This window comes from Micromonospora sp. ABR4_055 (genome assembly GCF_056160425.1).
The window spans coordinates 20,638-37,956 of the sequence record NZ_JBSWXD010000056.1; the positions used below are offsets into that span (position 1 = coordinate 20,638).

Here is a 17,319-nt window from a genome sequence, read left to right on the forward strand (position 1 = left end):
GCAGAGACGTGAGCCGGATCGGCGGCATGGTAGCGGAATCGGTCCGATCGGTCGGGCATGCGCGTCACCCCCACACCACGCTTCGCAAGTGGACGTACGGACGGCCGTCCGGGTCGTCGTCGACCTGCGCGTGGACCTCGTAGACCTCGGCGATCCGGGCCGGTGTGAGCACCTGTGCCGGGGAGCCGGCGGCCACCACCCTGCCGCCGTTCAGCAGCACGATCCGATCGCAGAACCGCGCCGCCAGATTGATGTCGTGCAGGGCTGCTATCACCGTCGGCGGGCCGGCCGCCAACCGTTCCAGCAGGTCCAGCTGGTAGCGGACGTCCAGGTGGTTCGTCGGCTCGTCGAGCAGCAGCACCTGCGGTTGCTGCAGCAGCGCACGGGCGATGTCGACCCGCTGCCGCTCCCCGCCGGACAGCGTCGACCAGCGCCGGTCGGCGAAGCCGGCCAACCCGGCGTCGACCAGTGCCTGCTCGGCGGCGGCGAGGTCAGCGGCCGAGCCGGCCGCCAGCAGCGGCCGATGCGGGATCCGGGCCAGCAGCAGCACGTCCAGCACCGACATGTCCGCGTCGGAGGCGTGATGCTGGGTGACCACGGCGAGCCGCCGGGCCAGCACCCGGCGCGGCATGGACCGGGTGTCGACCCCGTCGAGCAGCACCCGGCCGGAGTCGGGTCGCTGCAGGCCGGCGAGCACCCGCAGCAGGCTGGACTTGCCGGAGCCGTTCGGGCCGAGCAGCCCGACCAGGGTGCCGTCGGGCGCGTCGAGGGTGACGTCGGCGAGCAGCGGCTTTCCGCGTACCGCCCAGGTGATCCTCTCAGCCCGCAGTCTCATGCCGGCGCCTGCCGGCGGCGGATGAGCAGCGCGAACGCGGGCACCCCGAGCAGCGCGGTGACCACCCCGACCGGCACCTCCTGCGGCGCGAACACGGTCCGGGCGGCGGTGTCCGCCCAGATCAGGAAGGTGGCACCGATGACGGCGCAGGTGGGCAGCAGGATCCGGTGCCGGGAACCGACCAGGTACCGGGCGGCGTGTGGCACGGTCAGCCCGACGAAGCCGATCGCGCCGCTCGCCGCGACCAGCACCGCGGCCAGCAACGCGGTGGTGCCGAACAGCAGCGCCCGCACGATGACCGGGGAGAATCCCAGCGACTGGGCGACGTCGGTGCCGAACGCGAACGCGTCCAGCGCCGGGGTGGCCGCCCAGCAGATCAGCAGCGCCCCGGCGGCCACGGCTGCGGCCAGCGCCACCGTCGACCAGCCGGCCATGGTCAGCGAACCGAGCAGCCAGAAGGTGACCCCCCGGGTCTGCTGCGGTGACGCGGCGGAGACCACGATCAGGCTGGTGACGGCGGCGAACAGCTGGCCGACGGCGACCCCGGCGAGCAGGATCCGGGACGGTTCGGTCCACCGTCGACCGGCCAGAGCCAGGGTGGCGAGGAACGCGGCGACCGCACCGGCGAACGCGCCGCCGGTGAGCGCACCGGCGCCGACGCCGAGCCCGAGGACCAGCACCGACACCGCGCCGGTCGAGGCACCGGCGGAGATGCCCAGCAGGTACGGGTCGGCGAGCGGGTTGCGGGTCAACGCCTGCAGCACCGCGCCGCAGACCGCCAGGCCGCCGCCGACCAGCCCGGCGAGCAGCACCCGGGGCGTACGCAGGTTCCACACGATGCTGTCGGCCAGTGCGGGTAGCGGCTCCAGCGGCAGCCCGAGGTGTACGCCGTGGGTGCGGAACACGTCGGTGACGGTCAGATCGGCGGTGCCGATGGTGGTCGCCCCGGCGACGCTGAGCGCCAGCGCGGCGACGGCGAAGATCAACACCGGTGCCCGGGTACGGGTGCCCCGTGCCGCCCGTACCCGGGTCCGGGTGGTCGGCGGCGTCCGCGACGGGGTGAGGGTCATCGGCGGCCGAACACCACGTGGTCGTCGAGGTACTGCCAGACCGTGCCGACCTCGGTGAACCCGGCGGTACGCAGCGCGGCGAGGTGAAACTCCAGTGGCGCGTCGGGCGGCTTCGGGCGGTCGGCGAACCGCCGTTGCCGTTCGGCGACCAGCGCGGCGAGGGCCGGTACCCGGGCCGCTTCGGTGTGCCAGTCCTGGTAGCGCAGCGCCCCGGCGGCGAAGCCGGCCTGCTGTGTGCGTTCGTCGTGCCGCTGTGCGACCGCCGCCAACGTCGGATGCTCCGGCCCGAAGTGCAGGTGGTCGGCGTTGAGCAGGATGCCGCCGGGACGCAGCAGCCCGGCGGCGGCGGTGTAGACGGCGAGCAGTTGTGTCGGGGTGAGCCAGTGCAGGGCGGTGGAGCTGAGCACCGCGTCGACCTGGTCGACGCCGAGCCGGTCGGCCCAGTCGTCGGCGACCAGGTCGACGTCGCGTACGTCGATCCGGTCGCCGTGACCGGCGAGTGCCCCGGCGGCGATACGCAGCAGAACCGGGTCGTAGTCGACGGCGACGCACCGGGCCCGGGGCAGCGCGGCGAGCACCCGGTCGGAGATCGCTCCGGGCCCGCAGGCCAGGTCGAGCACGGTGATCGGCCGGTCGCCGAGGTGCAGGCTGAGCAGGTCGAGCAGCACCTGGAAGCGGTTTTCCCGGTAGGCGACGTACGCGGACTGCTGGGTGTCCCACAGGTCGAGTAGCCGCCGCGCCTCGGCGGGGTCGAGCGGCGGCGCGGTGGTCGGGTCAGGTGTCAGGTCGGGTGCGGGTTCGGTGGTCAGGTCGGTCACTGGTTCAGCTCCTTGAGGGCGGCGGCGACCGCTTCGACGGCGGTGACGCTGCGTACGGACGGGTCCATCGACGAACCGGGGACGGTGATGAACCGGCCGGCCTTGACGGCGTCGAGTGCGGCGGTGGTCGGGTTGCTCCGCATGAAGTCGATCTTCGACTGGGCGCTGTCGCCGTCTCCGCCGCGGGTCAGGTCGGCGAGGACGATCACGTCGGGGTTGCGGGCGGCGATCTCCTCCCAGTTGCCGGCCGGCCAGGTCTGCTCGGCGTCGCCGTAGGCGTTGCTCACCCCGAGTTCGGCGCTGATGGCGGCGGGCACGCCGCCGGCTCCGGCGACGTACGGGGTGGCGGTGCCGGAGTAGTACCAGAGCAGGTCGGTGCCGGCCGGGGCGTCGGCGGTCGCGGTCGCGGCGGCCAACCGGTCACGCTGGTCGGCGACGACCTGCTCGCCCCGCTCGGCGACGCCGAAGATGGTGGCGATCTCGGTGATCTCGGTGAAGATGCCGTCGAAGTGGAACTCGGTCTCGCCGGTAGCCGGGTCCTCGCAGGCGAACCGGGACAGGTAGGCGGGGACGTCCAGGGCCGCGAGGTCCGCGCGCGGGCCGGCGGCGTCCGGGCCGTACGCGGAGGTGAAGGTGGAGTAGACGAAGTCGGGTGCGGCGTCGAGGACGGCCTCGCGGTTGGGGTAGAGGTCGGCGAGTACCGGCACGTCGGCGTAGTCGGCGGCCAGTTCGGGCAGCACCGGGTCGGTCTGGTAGCTGGTGCCGATCATGTGGTCGGCCAGCCCGAGGCTGAGCATGATCTCGGTGGCGTTCTGTTCCATGGTGAGGGCACGGCGCGGCGGTTCGGTCACGGTCAGCGTGGTGCCGCAGTTGGTGATCTCGACGGCACCGGCTTCCGGGGGCGCAGCGGCCTCGGCATCGACATCGGGGCTGGCGGTGGCACAGCCGGACAAGCCGACCGTCAGCACCACCGCTAGCCCAGCGGAAACGGTAACGGTTTTCATGTCGGCAAGCTAGCACGGCTCCGCCGCAGGTCAAGCAGGGGGTACTGGCTCCGAGCGCGCCGACGGCGCTGAGTTGTGAGTCAGGAGCCTGGGACGAACCGGACCCGGAACAGCGCCGGCCAGTACTTGCCGGTGATCAGGAACTCGTCGGTGCCGGGCACCGCCGCGATGCCGTTGAGCACGTCCACCCCGGCCCGCTCCGCACCGGCCAGCAGCCCACCGGCGTCGACCTCGGCGACCACCTGCCCGCTCGCCGGGTCGATCCGGACAATCTCGTCGGTCCGCCAGACGTTCGCCCAGACCTGGCCGTCGACGCATTCCAGCTCGTTGATGTCGCGTACCGGCGTACCGGCGCGGGTCACCGTGACCGACCCGATCTGGTCGAAGGTGGCCGGATCGCGATAGGTGAGCCGGTCGGTGCCGTCGCTCATCACCAGCCGGTCCGCCGCGTCGTCGTGGCAGATGCCCCAGCCCTCGCCGTCGTAGGTCACCTCGCGCAGCACGTCGAGGGTTTCCCGGTCGCGCTCGTACGCGACACCCTCCCGCCAGGTGATCTGCCAGATCCGCGACTCCAGCACGGTGATGCCCTCGCCGAAGACGGTGTCCGGCAGACTCACCCGACGCCGCACCGTGCCGCTGGCCAGGTCGACGACCCGCAACTCGGACTCGCCGTACTGGCCGGTGCCCTCGTACAGGTCCGAACCGACCAGCTCCAGCCCCTGGGTGAACGCCGCCGTGTCGTGCGGGTAGCGGGCCAGCACCTCCACCCGCAACTGTTCGACGGGCACGACCGCCGCGGACCGCCCGTCGACGAGCGGTACCGTCGCCGGCCCGGCGGACCGCGACCCGGCGTATGCCGCGGCGGCGGCCACTGTGACGGCGGCCAGCAGCACCACCACGGCCCGTCGCCGACCCAGCACGCCGCCCACCTCCGCTCCGCTCACGGCTGCACCCCCGCGCACGGCTCCGGTCCGCCGTCGGGTCGTCGACAAGTGTCGCGCACCGGCGGCCGGGTGTCCCGCACCCGGCGGACGGGCCGGGACGCCCGAGCCGACCAGCGTGTGTCGATCACGACCCGGCCGGGGTCACCTCGACCACGATCTTCGATCGGGGATGCTCCTCGACGAAGTACCGCACCGCCTCGGCCGCGCGGTCCAGCGGAAACGTCCGCTCCACCGGGAGGACCATCCGGCCGGCCTCGATCAGCTCGGTCAGCTCCCGCAGCGGCTGCTGCCCCGGCCTGGCCAGGAACCCGGTCACCCGTTGGCTGACGAACGGCGCCCAGACCTTCGACCGCAGCAGCCGGCCCACCGGGCCGAACCAGCGGCTACCCGTACCGCCACACAGGACCAACGTCCCGCGCGGGGTCAACGCCCGGCGGCAGTCGGTCAGCCGGTGCCGACCTGCCACGTCGAAGATCAGATCCCACTGCCGACCCGACCGGGTGAAGTCCTCGCGGGTGTAGTCGATCACGTCGTCCGCGCCGAGTGAGCGCACCAGGTCGACGTTGCGGTCCCGGCAGACCCCGGTGACCTCGGCACCGAGCGCCTTGGCGAGCTGCACCGCGAAGGTGCCGACCCCGCCGGAGGCCCCGTTGACCAGCACCCGTTGACCGGGCTGGAGCCGGCCGTGGTCCCGCAACCCCTGCCAGGCGGTGACCCCGGCGAGCGGCACCGTCGCCGCCTGCACCGGGGTGACGTTCCCCGGGGTACGCCAGGCCCGGTCGGCGGGGACGGCGGCATACTCGGCGAAGCTGCCGCTGTCGATCTCGGCGTACACCCGGTCGCCGGGGCGGAAGTCGGAGACCGCCGCGCCGACCGCGACGACCTCGCCGGCGACGTCGCGCCCGCGCACCTTCGCCCGCGGGGCGGACAGGCCGAAGGCCAACCGGGCGAGGTACGGCTCACCGGTGACGAACACCAGGTCGGCGTAGTTGATCGAGGCGGCCTGTACCCGTACCAACAGCTGCTTGTCCGTGATGGACGGACACGGCAGCTGCCGCACGGTCAGCACCTCGGCGGACCCGTAGCGGTCCTGGACGATCGCCCGCATGGTGTCGGTGACCGGGGTGGTCCGACCGGCGCTCATTCGACGGTCCGCAGAATCTGCTCGATGGCGCTGGTCCGGGTCCGCAGCTCGGCCAGGTCGGCCGCGACCCGCTGCTGCGTGTCGACCGAGTTCTCAGCGAGTTGCTCGTAGCGGCGGACAAGCTGACGCATCGCCTCCTCCTGGCTGGCGAGCAGCTTCGTCTTGCGGAACTCGTGCAGAGAGGCGACGACCACCACGATCAGGAACACGCCGAGGGTCAGTACGCCGAGGATGAACACGACATCTGGCCAGGTGTTGCCGCCCTCGGCGGCGAAGACGTACATCAGGACTTCTCCTTACGCGCGGGGCCCGCTGCCGACGGGTCCGGTCCGGTGAGGGTGGTCGCCGCCGCGGCGAGCGTCGACGGGGTCAGGTGCAGGGTGAAATCGGCAACCTCGTAGTACTTCATGGCTTTTCCGTCCTCGGACAGCTCGAGACTCCCGACGATCAGGCCGGCGGCTTCCAGCCGCTGCAGGTGCATGTGCAACAGCGGACGACTGATGCCGATCTCGCGGGAGAGGTGACTGACGTAGTCCCGACCGGCGGCGAGCCGGCCGAGGATCCGCAGCCGCAGCGGGTTGGCCAGCGCCGCCAGCTTCTCGACCAGATCGTCACCGGAGGGCGTGGCCGATGTCATCGCTCTCCTTCATGTGTCATGTCTATCTGACAGGTGAAAGCATAACAGGACAGGACCACCCCGCCAACGGACGCTGAGCAGTCGCAGTCGTCCGGCCACGCGAACGTCAGTGCCCGGCTGACCTAAGGTTGACCCATGGCCAGCATCTCCTGGGCGGATTCGTACCTCGGACAGCTACGGGCGCTGGCCGGCGACCGTACCCTGATGTTTGTCGGTGCCCGCTGTGTGGTCCGCGACCCCGACGACCGGGTCCTGCTGATCCGGCGGTCGGACAACGGGCTGTGGGCGCTACCGGCCGGCGCGATGGAGCTCGGCGAGTCGATCGCCGGCTGCGCCGCCCGGGAGGTCTACGAGGAGACCGGGCTGCGGGCCGCCGGGGTCACCCCGTTCGCCATGCACACCGGCGCCGACTACACCTTCACCAACATGTTCGACGACACGTACCAGCTCTTCGTGGTCTGCTTCCGGGTCGACGGCTTCGCCGGCGAGCTGCTGACCGTCACCGACGAGACCACCGACGCCGGGTTCTTCGCGCACGCCGAGATGCCGGCCCCGTTGGCCGGCACCGTCGGCGAGACCCTCACCGATCTGGCCGCCTTCGAGCACTCCGGCCAACTGGTGTTGAAGTAGACCCGGACGCCTACGGGCTATCCGGCGAGGTCGGCGGAGGTGGTCTGCGACTCGACCTCGCCGCGCAGCTCCCGGTCCGGCAGCACCAACGTGATCAGCACGGCGACAACCGCGACCATGCCGGTCACCAGGAACACCGTGTGCAGCGACTCCACGAAGGCGTACTGGATGGCGTCCCGGACCGGGTCGGGCAGCGCCAGGATCACCGCCGGCTGGTCGATCGAGATCTCCGCGCCGCCGGCGGCGGCGATGTCGGCGGCCTGCTCCGGCGGCAGCTGGGCGATCGCGGCGGGCATCCGGTCGGCCAGCTCACCGGTCAGCCGTGCGTTGAGCACCGCGCCGAGGATCGCGACCCCGAACGAGCCGCCGAGCGTCCGGAAGAAGGTCACCGTGGAGGTGCCGGCACCCAGGTCGCGCAGCGGGATCGCGTTCTGCACGGCGAGCACCAGCGACTGCATGGACAGCCCGAGCCCGACACCGACCGCCACCATCACCAGGAACGCCTGCCAGAGCGGGCTGGTCACCTCCAGCTGAGTGAAGAGCAGACCACCGGCGACCAGCGCCCCCGAGCCGGCCACCGGGAACCACTTGTACCGGCCGTACCGGGTCATCGCCCGTCCGGCGGCCACCGAGGTGACGATGATGCCGGCCATCATCGGCAGCATCAGCAGACCACTGGCCGTCGGTGAGGCGCCCTTGACGATCTGCAGGTAGAGCGGGATGAAGATGATCGACCCGAACATGGCCAGACCGAGCACGAAGCCGGCGGCGTTGGCCAGCGCGAAGGTCGGTTCCCGGAACAGCCTCAGCGGCAGGATCGGCTCGGCGACCCGGGACTCCTGGACGAGGAAGATCGCGGCGAGGACCGCGCCGACGGCGAACAGTCCGATGATCACCGGGGAGCCCCAGGCGTACTCGCCGCCACCCCAGCTCAGCGCCAGCAGGATGGCGCTGACCCCGGCCACCAGCAGGGTCGCGCCGAGCCAGTCGATCGCGTGGTCCCGCCGCCGGAACGGGATCAGCCGCATCACGTACCAGCAGATGACCATCGCGATGATCGCCAGCGGCACGTTGATGTAGAAGATCCAGCGCCAGTTCGTCTCCGCGAAGTAGCCGCCGGCCAGCGGCCCGGCCACCGACGCCAGGCCGAAGACGGCGCCGAACAGGCCCTGGTAGCGCCCGCGGTCGCGGGGCGACACAACGTCCGAGATAATGGTGAACGCAAGGGTCATCAGACCGCCGGCGCCGAGCCCCTGCAGGCCCCGGGTGACGATCAGCTGGGTCATGTTCTGCGACATGCCGGCCAGCAACGAGCCCAGCAGGAACATCCCGATCGCGAACAGGAACACCGGTCGGCGGCCGATCAGGTCGGCGGTCTTGCCGTACAGCGGCGTCGACGCGGTGGACGCCAGCAGGTACGCGGTGACCACCCACGAGTAGTGGTTGATCCCGCCCAGCTCGCCGACGATGGTGGGCAGCGCCACCCCGACGATGGTCTGGTCGAGCGCGGCCAGCAGCATCCCGGTCATCAGGCTGGCCAGCAGCAGCAGGATCTGCCGGCGACTGAGCGCTGGCGCGACCCGCTCCTCTGTGGTCGTCATTGTGGTGTTTCCCCTTCCCCCCGCGGACAGCGATCCGCCGGATCCGTCCCCCCGTAGCGGGCGGTGATCGTCTCGTTGAGCCGGGTCAGCAACCGCCCGAACTCGCTCATCTCGTCCGGGGACCAGTCGGCCAGCAGGTCCCGCATCGCGCCCACCCAGATCGCCCGGTTGCGGGTGTAGACCTGCACGCCGAGCTCGGTCGCCGCGATCACGCTGGCCCGCCGGTCGGTGGGATCCGGCGTACGGGTGGCCAGCCCGGCCGCCTCCAGCGCGGCGACCTGGCGGCTCACCGTGGACAGGTCCAGGCCGAGGCCGTCGGCGAGCACGCTGAGCCGGGCCGGCCGGTCGCCGGCGATCCGCACCAGCAGGGTGTACGCCGCCCGCTCCAGCGGCGGGTCGAACCGCAGCCGTTGGTAGAACATGTGCACCGACCGGTGGAAGACGCCGAACTGCTTGCCGAGGGCGATGAGCTCCGCGTCGGGACCGGTCGGCGGGTCGGTGTGCACCGCCGATCTCACCCCATCCGATAGTTGCTTGCTACAAGCATTCTGCCATGCCGGAGCGGAAAGCCAACCGATTTACCTGTGATCCCCGACATGTACCGACCCGCACGTTTGACCGCGCCCGTCCCGGGCACCCGCTGCCCCATGCGGCCCTCGTCCAACGACCAGCGGCACCGCACCGGGCCGGCCGGCCCTGCCGGACCGCCCGGCGGCGCCGATCCCACCGGCCTCGGCGACCTCGTCGCGCAGTGGTCCGGCCACCCCGTCCTGGTCGTCGGTGACGCGATGCTCGACGAATGGCGGTTCGCCACCTCCACCCGGCTCTGCCGGGAGGCACCCGCCCCGGTGCTCGCCCTGGACCGGCGCCAGATCGCCGCCGGCGGTGCCGCGAACACCGCGGTCAACCTCGCCGCGCTCGGCGCCCGCCCGCTGCTGGTCGCCCCGATCGGCGTCGACCCGGTCGGCGACCAGGTGGCCCGCTGCCTGCACCGGGCCGGCGTGCAGGACCGGATGGTCGCCCAGCCGGGCACCCGTACCCCGGTGAAACGTCGGCTGCTCGCCGCCGACCAGATCCTGCTCCGCGAGGACGACGGCGGGCCGGCCGGCCCGCTCCCGGCCGAACAGGTCGAACGGCTGCTCGCCGCGCTCGTCGCCAGCACCGAGGAGATCCGGCTCGGCCCCGCCGAGCCGGATGTCGACGGCACCGGGGCGAATCCCGACGTGGTCCGGCCCGACCTGGTCATCTGCGACTACGGGCTCGGCGCGCTGCCCGACCGGATCCGCCGATGGCTGATCCGGCACCGGGACCGGTACGGCACCGTGGCCCTCGACGCCCACGACCTCACCCGGTGGTCCGGGCTGCGACCGACCCTGATCACGCCCAGCATCGCCGAGGCCGCACCGGTCGTCGGCGAACCCACGCCGGACCGCGACCGCGTCGCCGCCGCCCGGCGGCTGCTGCCCCGGCTGCACGCCGCAACCGGGGCGGACCTGGTGGCGGTGACCCTGGACACCGACGGCTCAGTCGTCGGCGACCGCAGCGGCGCCACGCACCACTGCCGTACCGAGCCGGTCGCGGCCAGCCGGGCGGTCGGCGCCGGCGACACCTACCTGGCCGCTCTCACCCTGTCGGTGGTCGCCGGTGCCACCCTGCCGGTCGCCGACGAGCTGGCCCAGCTCGCCGCCGCGCTGACCGTAGGAGACTGCGGCACCTGTATCTGCCACCGAGACACGCTGACCACCGCGTTGACCGAGGCGTTCCCGGCCGCGGCCGAGAGCGGCGGCCGGCGGGTCACCACCCCGGCTGCGACCCCGGCCGCCGGGACCGACCCCGCCGACCTCGTCGAGCAGGTACGCGTACAGCGTGCCGCCGGAGCCCGGATCGTCTTCACCAACGGCTGCTTCGACGTGCTGCACCGCGGTCACGTCGGCTACCTGGCGGAGGCCGCCGCCCTCGGCGACCTGCTGATCGTCGCCGTCAACTCGGACCACAGCGTGCGGCGGCTGAAAGGGCCGGACCGGCCGGTCAATCCGGCCGAGGACCGGGTCGCCGTGCTCGCCGCGCTGACCAGCGTCGACCACGTGGTGGTCTTCGAGGAGGACTCCCCGGCCGGGCTGATCGAGCGGATCCGGCCGGACGTCTACGTCAAGGGCGGCGACTACCCGCCGGACATGGTGCCCGAAGCGCCGCTGGTCCGCCAGCTCGGCGGGGCGGTGCACATCCTCGGCTACGTCGCGGACCGGTCCACCACGGCGGTCATCGAACGGATCCGGTCGGCGGCCGCCCCGATCAACCCGACCAGCGGGCCGGCCGGCCCACCCGAAGCGCACCCGGAACCCCAAGCACACCCGGAAGGAGCCCGATGAGCAGACCGCTGCCGCCCGGGGACCCGGTCGAGTTCCGCCGCAACCGGCTGCTCGACGTACTCGTCCCGACCCGCAACCGAGCCGCCGAGCTGGCCGCCACCCTCGCCGGGCTCGCCGCGCAAGATGCCCCCGACGGGTTCGGGGTGGTGGTCAGCGACCAGTCCGACGGCGGGCCGGCGTGGGCCGACCCGGCCGCCGCCACCATGGTGCGGGCGCTGCGGCACACCGGTCACCCGGTGCTGCTCACCCGGCGGCTGCCCCGGCGCGGGCTGGCCGAGCACCGGGCGTACCTGCTCAGTCTCTCCACCGCCCGACTGGTGCTCATGCTCGACGACGACGTCTGGCTCGCCCCCGGCACGATCGACCGACTGGTCACCGCGATCACCGAACTGCGTTGTGGCTTCGTCGGCAACGCCGTACACGGATTGTCCTACCTGGATGACGTACGGCCGCAGGACCACGACGGGTACGTCGAATGGGACGGCCGGCCGGAGCCGGAACGGATTCGCCCCGGTACGCCGCAGTGGTCGCGCGCCCGGCTGCACTCGGCCGCCAACCTGCTGCACGTCACCGAACGGCTCCAGCTGGGCGAGGGCCAGTGGCGGGCGTACCGGGTGTCCTGGATCGGCGGGTGCGTGCTGTTCGACCGGGCCAAGCTGGTCGCCGCCGGCGGTTTCGACTTCTGGCCCCGGATGCCGGTCGAGCACCAGGGCGAGGACGTCGCCGCCCAGCTGGCGGTGCTCAGCCGCTACGGCGGTGCCGGCATCGTGCCCAGCGGCGCGTTCCACCTGGAGTCACCGACCACGGTCACCGACCGGCGGGTCGAATGCTGGCAGCTGCTGCTCGACGAGGAGGACACGACCGGGTACGCCCCGGCGGCGGCCGACAGCGGGTCACGGCATCAGCGGCAGGAGGTCGGACCGTGACGGTACGGCTGGCCCGCCCGACCACCACGATCTGGCAGCTGGACGTGGCGGTGCTGCGTACCCTCGTCGAACTGCTGCCCGACGGCGAGGCGGCGCTGCTGGTCGACGCGCTGCCGCCGCTGCTGGCGATGGCGGCCCGTCCGGACCCGGACCACCGCCCGGACCCGGAGCACCGGCCGGAGCGGTTCGACGCCGCCGAGCTGGTCCGGCGGGTCCGCCGCCGGACCGCCCGGTACGACGCCGACGACCGGACGGTTCGCGACGGTGTGCGGTCCGCGTTGGACCGCGTCGCCGGCTACTGCCCGGCCGGGGTGCTGTACCGGGTGCAGCTACCGTTGCCCGACGACGTCCGGGAGCTGTTCCCGCTGCCGGTCCAGGTGCACGCCGCCGGTGCCGGCTGACTCCCCCCAGCCGCCGGACGCCGCAGGAGCCAGCTCCAGCACCGCGTCGACCACCTCGGCGACCGGCACGTCGGTCACGAACGACTCCTGATGGCCACAGTCGCGCCCGTCGCCCCGGGCCGGGAAGCCGACCGTACTGACGTCCATCCCGCACACCGGGCAGTGGATGGTGAACGCGGCCAGCGGGCGGTGCCGGCCGCGTACCGGCGGGGCACCGTTGAGCAGGTTGCCGATCCAGTAGATGCCGACCGTCGGCGCGCCTACCGCGGCCGCCAGGTGCAGCGGGCCGGTGTCGTTGGCGACCAGGACCGCGCAGCCGGCCAGCAGCCCGGCCAGGCCGCCCAGGCTCAACTCGTCCACGACGGTCCGCACCGGCCGGGCCGTCGCCGCGCTGACCTCGGCGACCACGTCCCGCTCCGGCCCGGTGCCGGTCACCAGCACCTCGAAACCACGGTCGGTCAGCGCGTCGGCGACCGCTGCGAACCGGTCCGCCGGCCACCGTCGGCGCGGGTCGCTGGCCCCCGGGTGCAGCACCACCCTGGGCCGCCGGGCCGGGCCGAGCACCCGGTCCGCCTCGGCCCGGTCGGCGCCGGTCACCGGCACCGTGGGCTGCAGCGTCACCGGTTCGGCACCGACGAGCCCGGCCACCTCCAGGTAGCGGAACACCTCGGGCTGGTAGTAGACGTACCGGATCCAGTGGTCCAGCGGCGGCGCGTCGGCCGCCCGCAATCCGGCGGTGACCCGCGCGCCCAGCGCCGCGACCAGCGGATTGCTGTTGCGGCCGCCGCCGTGCAACTGCACCGCAAGGTCGAACGACTCACGCCGGGCCCGGTCCAGGAACTGGGTCATCGTGACCGGCTCGTCGTCGGGCTGCGCCGCCCGGATACCGTCCGCGGCCGGCACCACCAGCACCCGGTCCACCGGGCCCGGCCGGTCGGCCACCGGCCGGGCATCCAGCCAGCGGGCATGCCAGGGCGCGCCGAGCAGCACCAGCTCCGCCTGCGGGTACGCGGCCCGCAACGCGGTCAACGCCGGGACGGCGAAAATGAAGTCACCGAGCGCGTTGGCGCGCAGCACCGCGATCCGGTGCACGTCCGGCACCAGCCGGTCGCCGGCAGCGTCGACGGTCAGGGCCAGCGTGGCCGGCCGGGCCGGGTCGGCGGTCATCGGGCGGTGCTGGCCTGCTGCCGCTGCGGGTCCGCCTCACCCGCGTACGGATGGTGCATCTCCCGGTCGGCGGCCGGATCGATCTCCTCCGCGACGGTCCCGGTGCCGTCCGTGGTGATCCGGACCTGTTCGGCCCGGCCGGACCGGGCGGCGACCGAACCGGCGGTCGGCTGCTGGTGCTGCGGCCGGCCCACGGTGATCGACCGGCGGCCGCCCGGCTCGGCCCGGGGCATCGTGACGGTGAGCAGTCCGTGGTCCATCACCGCGTCCATCCGGTGTACGTCCACCCCGCTGGGCAGGCGCAGCCGGTACTCGAAGCCGCGCTCGGTCGAACCGGTGTCCGCCAGCCCGTTGTCGACGTTGACCTCCTGCTCGGACCGGCCCCGCAGGCACAGGTCCGCGCCGTCGATCTCCACCGCCACCTCCTCCGGCGCGACGCCGGGTAGCCGGGCGACCACCCGCCAGCCGTCGTCGGTGTCCAGCAGCTCGACCTCGGGTACGCCGGCGTCGCCGCCGAAGACCCGGCCCAGCTCCGACCAGAGCGACTGCAGACTGCCGATCGGATCCCAGCCGCGTTCCTGCATCTGGTCGCGGGGTTGGCTCATCGGACACCTCCCGTGCGGTTCGGCCGGGCGGGAGGGTGGACCCGCCCGGTCAGTGGGGCAGCATCCCCGGCGCGTACCCCTGGATCGGGGCGGCAAACCCGGTTCGCTGCCGGCAGCGGCCCTCGGCGGCCCAGGCCCGGGGCGGCAGCGGCGGCGCTCGGCGGCGGTGTCGGACCCAGGGTGGGTTAGGGTCGTTGTCGTGGCGGAACTCGATGTCATCACCGAGCGGTCGGATCCGGCGGTCCAGCGGATCATCGACGTCACCAAGCATTCGCGATCCGTCGTTCGCACCGTGCTGATCGAGGACACCGAGCCGCTCGTGCAGGCGATTCACGCCGGGCTGGAGTTCATCGAGGTCTACGGGGTGCAGACCAGCCCGCTGGCCGACGAGGTGATCACCGCATGCCGGCGGGAGAGAATCCCGGTCCGCCTGGTAGCGGCTCCGATCATGAACGACCTGTTCCGGACCGACAAGAAGCCCAAGGCGTTCGGGATTGCCCGGGTCCCGAGACCGTGGAGCTTCGACGAGCTGTCCCGGACGACCGGCGACCTCATCGTCCTGGACGGGGTGAAGATCGTCGGCAACATCGGGGCCATCGTGCGCACGTCGTTCGCGCTCGGCGCCGGCGGCATCGTGCTGGTGGACAGCGATCTGACCACCATCGCGGACCGGCGGCTGATCAGAGCCAGCCGGGGTTACGTCTTCTCGCTGCCGATCGTGCTCGCGTCGCGGGCCGAGGCGACCGGCTACTTCCGGCGTACCGGCATCCCGTTGATCGCCTTCGACGCCGACGGCGATCTCGCGGTCAGCGATCTGCGTGACGCGGACGAGCAGCTCGCCCTGCTGCTGGGTAGCGAGAAGACCGGCACGTCGCGTTCCTTCGAGAGCATCTCCCGCCATTCGGTGTCGATCCCCATCGACCCGGCCGCGGAGTCGCTGAACGTCTCCGTCTGCGCCGGGATCGCACTGTACGAGCGTTACCACTGGAACCTCGCCGACCGTCGGCGCCCGCCACAGCCTGCGGCGCCAGCTCAGCAGCAGCCCGCCAAGCGCCGCACCAGAAGGCCGGCGTCGTCGTCCGGCGGGCCGGGCCGCCGCCGCTGACCACCTCAACGAGTTGGTTGATCCGCCGGCTGCCACCGCAGATCGGGCCCATCGTCGACGTCTATACGCGTTGGTGACTTCAGGTGCTTTCCTTGCAGCGATAGGTTACCTCCATGGTCCGGACTACCGGTTCAGGCTTGATGCCAGAGGTGCATCAAGATGCACCTCTGGCATCACGTCATCGAACACACCCTTGGCCCCTCGGAGCCGGCGAGGGGCATCTCGCCGAGGCACCGACCACCACCCGCCACTCACGGTGTCCCTGTACGACGCGGTGAACTCCGGCCGGCTCCACCTCGCCCGCCTACGTACGGCCGGTCTGCCGCAGCCCCGCGCGTGCGACGGTCGGATCCGTCCTGGTGATCGACGGCGCCGGCCCGGCGCTGACGACGGCACGGCCGAAACCCCGTTGGGCGGCGTCGCCTGCTCTACGGCGGCGGATAGAACATGCCCTGCGCGGTCACCGACGGACTGGCCGCCGACTCGTTGCCGGCGGCGTCGACGGCGACCACCGTGTACGTGTGCCAGGTCCCCCCGCCCACCGGCAGCGTCAGCTGGGTCCCGTCGGTCGCGCCGACGACGGTCGCTCCCTCGTACACCCGGTAGCTGACGGCGGGCTCGCCTCCGACGGAGGCAGACCACACCAGGGTGAGCCGAGCGTCGGTGGGCCAGTTGCCGGGGGTGTTGCCGGTCACCTCGAGCGACGCCGGTGCCGCCGGCCGGGCGGCGGGACCGGGTGCGGTGGTGACCCGCGCCGGGGCGGAGCGTGGGGTCTCGCCGCAGGGCTGAGGGAGGGTCGCGCTGACCCGGTAGACGTGCCGGGACGCCGACGGCAGCCCGGAGACGACCGTCTCCGGGTAGCGGGAGGTGGCGACAGCCGTGTCACCGTCCCAGACGGTGTACGAGGTGGCGGTCGCGTCGAAGGTCCAGCTCAGCCGCACCGACGACGGGGAGAGCGCGGTCGCCGCCAGCCCGACCGGCCGGGGCGGGCTGCCCAGGCAGGTCTCGGTGCTGGCTGACACCGCCGGGCTGTGCGCCGACTCGTTGCCGGCGGAATCGAGCGCGGCGACGGTGAAGCGGTGCCAGGTGGCGTGGAAGAGCCGCTGGACGGTGGCCGTGGTGCCGACGCTGACGGCGACCCGGGTGCCACCCTCGTAGACCGCGTACCGGTCCGGCGGCGGTCCGGCCGGCGCGGTCCAGGCCAGGCTGATGGTGGTGTCGGTTCGCCCGGTGACGGTGAGGTCGGTAGGCGGGGCGTGCCGCGCGGGCTCGCCGGCGGCGGTCGTGGCGCTGGTCGAGCCGACCGGTTCGGTGAATCCGGGGCTGCATTGGTTGAGCCGGAAGAGCTGGATCTGGTGATCGGTGGCAGGTGCCAGACCGCCGACCCGGGCGCTGGTCAGCGACGTCCAGCCCAGGCTGACGCCGTCCACCCGCAGTTCCAGTTCGCCGCCGAGCGGGTGCCGGGGCCAGGAGAGCGAGACCGCCGACGCGGTGACGGCGGTGACGGTGATCGGCAGGGTCGGGGTCGGCAGACACTCCGGGTTGACCCCGGAGAGCCAGGAGCGGCCGGTCACCGGGTCGGTCGGCGCCGACTCCCGCCCGTGCCGGTCGACGGCGGTGACGGTGTACACGTGTGACGAGCCGAAGGGCACGTTCATCGTCGCCGACGTGGTGCTGGTGCGGGCGACCACTTCTCCGCCCTCGTACACCCGGAAGGAGTGGACCCGTGGCCCGGTGGGCGGTTGCTGCCAGGTCAGGCTGATCGCGACGCCGTTGGTGCTGGCCCACAGCGCGGTCGGGGTCGTCGGGCCGGCCGGTCCGCCGTACCGCGCGGCGGCGGGGGATGCGCCGAGCAGGATGACGGCGATGAGTGCGGCGATGGTCAGCGCGGCGGCGCCGCGCCAGTGGGATGGGGTACGCACGGCTGTCCCTCCGTTGACACCAACCAGTTATCGATTCCGATCGATCACATCTAGACGAGTAGTTCCGAAGTCAGGGGTCGATGTCCGGGCATGAGGAGAGGGCATCCAAGATCATGTTGTGACGCAAGACCTGGACACCCT

General features: G+C 72.6%; 18 protein-coding genes. 5 read left to right on the forward strand and 13 right to left on the reverse strand.

Annotated elements, in window-relative coordinates; all coding sequences use genetic code 11:
* Positions 1-64 precede the first annotated feature (64 nt).
* The 8 genes from ACXAHD_RS15045 to ACXAHD_RS15080 form a co-directional block, all read right to left on the reverse strand.
* Positions 65-835: an ABC transporter ATP-binding protein gene (locus ACXAHD_RS15045; protein ID WP_289211475.1), complete on the reverse strand. Its 771-nt coding sequence runs from the start codon at positions 833-835 to the stop codon at positions 65-67.
* Entirely contained in the window at positions 832-1,905 is a 1,074-nt protein-coding gene (locus tag ACXAHD_RS15050) for a FecCD family ABC transporter permease (RefSeq protein WP_289211476.1), read from the reverse strand. The genes ACXAHD_RS15045 and ACXAHD_RS15050 overlap by 4 nt, the downstream gene beginning before the upstream one ends.
* Positions 1,902-2,723 (reverse strand): class I SAM-dependent methyltransferase, encoded by an 822-nt coding sequence (locus ACXAHD_RS15055; protein WP_281552038.1) that lies wholly within the window; start codon positions 2,721-2,723, stop codon positions 1,902-1,904. The genes ACXAHD_RS15050 and ACXAHD_RS15055 overlap by 4 nt, the downstream gene beginning before the upstream one ends.
* Positions 2,720-3,727 (reverse strand): ABC transporter substrate-binding protein, encoded by a 1,008-nt coding sequence (locus tag ACXAHD_RS15060; RefSeq protein WP_281552039.1) that lies wholly within the window; start codon positions 3,725-3,727, stop codon positions 2,720-2,722. Before ACXAHD_RS15060 ends, ACXAHD_RS15055 begins: the two co-directional genes overlap by 4 nt.
* Positions 3,728-3,807: 80 nt before the next feature.
* Positions 3,808-4,671: a glutaminyl-peptide cyclotransferase gene (locus ACXAHD_RS15065; protein WP_281552040.1), complete on the reverse strand. Its 864-nt coding sequence runs from the start codon at positions 4,669-4,671 to the stop codon at positions 3,808-3,810.
* 124 nt (positions 4,672-4,795) lie between these two features.
* On the reverse strand, positions 4,796-5,779 hold the full coding sequence (locus tag ACXAHD_RS15070; protein ID WP_475051237.1) for an NAD(P)-dependent alcohol dehydrogenase: 984 nt from the start codon (positions 5,777-5,779) through the stop codon (positions 4,796-4,798).
* A gap of 32 nt (positions 5,780-5,811) precedes the next feature.
* Positions 5,812-6,099, reverse strand: a complete 288-nt coding sequence (locus ACXAHD_RS15075; RefSeq protein WP_278173392.1) for a hypothetical protein — start codon at positions 6,097-6,099, stop codon at positions 5,812-5,814.
* Positions 6,099-6,452 carry an ArsR/SmtB family transcription factor gene (locus ACXAHD_RS15080; protein WP_281552041.1) on the reverse strand — a complete coding sequence of 118 codons (354 nt, stop codon included), beginning with the start codon at positions 6,450-6,452 and terminating at the stop codon, positions 6,099-6,101. Before ACXAHD_RS15080 ends, ACXAHD_RS15075 begins: the two co-directional genes overlap by 1 nt.
* A 135-nt stretch (positions 6,453-6,587) precedes the next feature.
* Between ACXAHD_RS15080 and ACXAHD_RS15085 the strand changes: the two genes are divergently transcribed.
* Positions 6,588-7,082, forward strand: coding sequence for an NUDIX domain-containing protein (locus ACXAHD_RS15085; RefSeq protein ID WP_282233348.1), 495 nt, complete (start codon positions 6,588-6,590; stop codon positions 7,080-7,082).
* 17 nt (positions 7,083-7,099) lie between these two features.
* On the opposite strand, the gene ACXAHD_RS15090 is transcribed toward ACXAHD_RS15085, so the two are convergent.
* Positions 7,100-8,683, reverse strand: a complete 1,584-nt coding sequence (locus ACXAHD_RS15090) for an MDR family MFS transporter (RefSeq protein WP_281552043.1) — start codon at positions 8,681-8,683, stop codon at positions 7,100-7,102.
* Positions 8,680-9,201: a MarR family winged helix-turn-helix transcriptional regulator gene (locus ACXAHD_RS15095; RefSeq protein WP_281552044.1), complete on the reverse strand. Its 522-nt coding sequence runs from the start codon at positions 9,199-9,201 to the stop codon at positions 8,680-8,682. Before ACXAHD_RS15095 ends, ACXAHD_RS15090 begins: the two co-directional genes overlap by 4 nt.
* A 129-nt stretch (positions 9,202-9,330) precedes the next feature.
* Between ACXAHD_RS15095 and rfaE2 the strand changes: the two genes are divergently transcribed.
* The 3 genes from rfaE2 to ACXAHD_RS15110 are packed head-to-tail and all read left to right on the forward strand — an operon-like array spanning position 9,331 to position 12,379.
* On the forward strand, positions 9,331-11,052 hold the full coding sequence (gene rfaE2 / locus ACXAHD_RS15100) for a D-glycero-beta-D-manno-heptose 1-phosphate adenylyltransferase (RefSeq protein WP_475051227.1): 1,722 nt from the start codon (positions 9,331-9,333) through the stop codon (positions 11,050-11,052).
* A complete protein-coding gene (locus tag ACXAHD_RS15105) occupies positions 11,049-11,978 on the forward strand; it encodes a glycosyltransferase family 2 protein (protein WP_281552046.1) in 930 nt (309 codons plus the stop codon). The genes rfaE2 and ACXAHD_RS15105 overlap by 4 nt, the downstream gene beginning before the upstream one ends.
* Positions 11,975-12,379 carry a DUF2267 domain-containing protein gene (locus ACXAHD_RS15110; protein ID WP_475051229.1) on the forward strand — a complete coding sequence of 135 codons (405 nt, stop codon included), beginning with the start codon at positions 11,975-11,977 and terminating at the stop codon, positions 12,377-12,379. The genes ACXAHD_RS15105 and ACXAHD_RS15110 overlap by 4 nt, the downstream gene beginning before the upstream one ends.
* Here the strand turns inward: ACXAHD_RS15110 and ACXAHD_RS15115 are convergent.
* Together ACXAHD_RS15115 and ACXAHD_RS15120 are read right to left on the reverse strand one after the other, a co-directional pair.
* On the reverse strand, positions 12,308-13,546 hold the full coding sequence (locus tag ACXAHD_RS15115; RefSeq protein ID WP_475051231.1) for a glycosyltransferase family 9 protein: 1,239 nt from the start codon (positions 13,544-13,546) through the stop codon (positions 12,308-12,310). The two genes, ACXAHD_RS15110 and ACXAHD_RS15115, sit on opposite strands and share 72 nt — an antisense overlap.
* On the reverse strand, positions 13,543-14,151 hold the full coding sequence (locus ACXAHD_RS15120; protein WP_281552049.1) for an Hsp20/alpha crystallin family protein: 609 nt from the start codon (positions 14,149-14,151) through the stop codon (positions 13,543-13,545). The genes ACXAHD_RS15115 and ACXAHD_RS15120 overlap by 4 nt, the downstream gene beginning before the upstream one ends.
* A 199-nt stretch (positions 14,152-14,350) precedes the next feature.
* Here ACXAHD_RS15120 and nshR point away from each other — a divergent pair, with 199 nt between their 5' ends.
* Entirely contained in the window at positions 14,351-15,256 is a 906-nt protein-coding gene (gene nshR, locus ACXAHD_RS15125; protein WP_289211481.1) for an NshR/TsnR family 23S rRNA methyltransferase, read from the forward strand.
* A 428-nt stretch (positions 15,257-15,684) separates the two neighbouring features.
* Here the strand turns inward: nshR and ACXAHD_RS15130 are convergent, their stop codons facing one another.
* Positions 15,685-17,178, reverse strand: coding sequence for a fibronectin type III domain-containing protein (locus ACXAHD_RS15130; RefSeq protein WP_475051235.1), 1,494 nt, complete (start codon positions 17,176-17,178; stop codon positions 15,685-15,687).
* Positions 17,179-17,319: the final 141 nt, after the last annotated feature.

Excerpts from the sequence above, each read along its gene's own strand:
- ACXAHD_RS15120 (WP_281552049.1), bottom strand. The coding sequence starts at position 14,151 with ATGAGCCAACCCCGCGACCAGATGCAGGAACGCGGCTGGGATCCGATC.
- ACXAHD_RS15045 (WP_289211475.1), bottom strand. The coding sequence starts at position 835 with ATGAGACTGCGGGCTGAGAGGATCACCTGGGCGGTACGCGGAAAGCCG.
- rfaE2 (WP_475051227.1), top strand. The coding sequence starts at position 9,331 with ATGCGGCCCTCGTCCAACGACCAGCGGCACCGCACCGGGCCGGCCGGC.
- ACXAHD_RS15115 (WP_475051231.1), bottom strand. The coding sequence starts at position 13,546 with ATGACCGCCGACCCGGCCCGGCCGGCCACGCTGGCCCTGACCGTCGAC.
- ACXAHD_RS15105 (WP_281552046.1), top strand. The coding sequence starts at position 11,049 with ATGAGCAGACCGCTGCCGCCCGGGGACCCGGTCGAGTTCCGCCGCAAC.
- ACXAHD_RS15090 (WP_281552043.1), bottom strand. The coding sequence starts at position 8,683 with ATGACGACCACAGAGGAGCGGGTCGCGCCAGCGCTCAGTCGCCGGCAG.
- ACXAHD_RS15070 (WP_475051237.1), bottom strand. The coding sequence starts at position 5,779 with ATGCGGGCGATCGTCCAGGACCGCTACGGGTCCGCCGAGGTGCTGACC.
- ACXAHD_RS15085 (WP_282233348.1), top strand. The coding sequence starts at position 6,588 with ATGGCCAGCATCTCCTGGGCGGATTCGTACCTCGGACAGCTACGGGCG.
- ACXAHD_RS15080 (WP_281552041.1), bottom strand. The coding sequence starts at position 6,452 with ATGACATCGGCCACGCCCTCCGGTGACGATCTGGTCGAGAAGCTGGCG.
- ACXAHD_RS15050 (WP_289211476.1), bottom strand. The coding sequence starts at position 1,905 with ATGACCCTCACCCCGTCGCGGACGCCGCCGACCACCCGGACCCGGGTA.
- ACXAHD_RS15060 (WP_281552039.1), bottom strand. The coding sequence starts at position 3,727 with ATGAAAACCGTTACCGTTTCCGCTGGGCTAGCGGTGGTGCTGACGGTC.
- ACXAHD_RS15075 (WP_278173392.1), bottom strand. The coding sequence starts at position 6,099 with ATGTACGTCTTCGCCGCCGAGGGCGGCAACACCTGGCCAGATGTCGTG.